General features: G+C 40.4%; 1 protein-coding gene. It reads right to left on the reverse strand.

Going from position 1 to position 1,545, the window contains the following annotated elements:
• Positions 1-149: 149 nt before the first annotated feature.
• Entirely contained in the window at positions 150-1,289 is a 1,140-nt protein-coding gene (locus CN378_RS14535) for an IS110 family RNA-guided transposase (protein WP_098353084.1), read from the reverse strand.
• Positions 1,290-1,545: the final 256 nt, after the last annotated feature.

The raw sequence follows: 1,545 nt of genomic DNA on the forward strand, positions 1-1,545 counted from the left end.
CTTTTTCTGTGAAAAGAATTAGTACAGTAATTATGAGTATAGTTCTGGTTCGTAACGGTCATCCTATAACCAATTGAAAAAAGCCAATAAGAAAGCAGGGGTACCTGTGGGAGGGTATCTATGTATAAGTTTATTTGGTTTTGTCTATACTAACTGGTTTTAGGTTCTAAATAGTATTCCTTGTTAATTAACATGGAATAAATGATTCTAAGCATTCGATGCGACATCGCAACGAGTGCTTTTTTCTTTCCTCTTCTGGCGGCGATCGACCAATACTTCGCAGCTAACCAACGATTCCGACATTTGGATGCAGCCCATGCCGCCTCACACATTGCCGATTTAATATGTGGATTTCCTTTTTTGGTCTTCGTGCTTTTTCTTTTTCCTGCACTTTCATGGTTTCCAGGAGAAACGCCTGCCCAGGAGGCAAGGTGTTGCGAAGTAGGAAACTGACTCATATCACTGCCAATTTCGGCAATGATAATTGCCGCTGTATCTTTTTTGATTCCAGGAATGGAGACGAGTAAATCCATTTCTTCTCTATACTTTTCCAATATGGAATCAATTCGTATATCAATGTCTGAAATAAGCTTCTCTAGTTGTTGAATGTGGAGCCAAGACTGGCTAATTAGAAAGCGTTGATGGTCATTAATGGTCCCGAATAGCGAGTCTGTGATTTTTTGTTTTTTGGCAGCCATACTTCCATGAATACTACGTTCCACATCCTCTGCATCGACATAACCTTGTTCCACAAGACGTTCTAGAAGCTTTCTTCCAGAGACTCCAAAGACATCTGATATGACAGAGCTCAGCTTGACATTTGAGGATTCCAGTACCTTTAGGATTCGATTCTTCTCCGAAGTTAAGTGACCAATCCACTTTTTCCGAAGGCGAGTTAAATCCCTCAGTTCCCGAATATCCAAAGGTGGAACGAAACTTTTTTCAATCAATCCATGACGCAGTAACTTGGCAATCCATTCGGCATCGGAGACATCGGTTTTTCTCCCGGGTACATTTTTGATACGCTGAGCATTTGCCAAGGTAATATCAAAAAACTCCTCTAAAATATTGAAAACAGGCTTCCAATAGATTCCAGTACTCTCCATGGCAATGTGAGTGACCTCGTAATCCTCCAGCCATTTTAATAGACGGAAGAGATCTTTCGTTAATGTAGGGAAAGTTTCCGTCACTTTCATTTGATCTTCATCCTGCTTCCCGGTTAGCACACAGGCAACAATGGTTTCTGAGTGAACATCCAAGCCGGCACAACGTTCAATAAATACGTCCATAATGAATCTCCTTTAATAAGATCACAACCAGGTGAATGGATTTGAAAAATAGGCATTTTTCTGTCCGTGGTCATCTTTCCTTGAAAAGAGCCAACAAAGGGTTGATCACCAAATCCATTCAAACAGTTTTTTATACAGGGTTTAAACCACCATAAAGAGCCACGTTCAATATCCTGTTTGTGTCCTTACCATTATGGACGAGGAGAATTCATTTTCATGCATGGGTTGGGAGTGTGAACTCATGATAGTTTTTTAT

Origin of the sequence: Bacillus sp. AFS015802 (assembly GCF_002561455.1) — a bacterium.
Lineage (GTDB): Bacteria > Bacillota > Bacilli > Bacillales > Bacillaceae_B > Rossellomorea.

Excerpts from the sequence above, each read along its gene's own strand:
- CN378_RS14535 (WP_098353084.1), bottom strand. The coding sequence starts at position 1,289 with ATGGACGTATTTATTGAACGTTGTGCCGGCTTGGATGTTCACTCAGAA.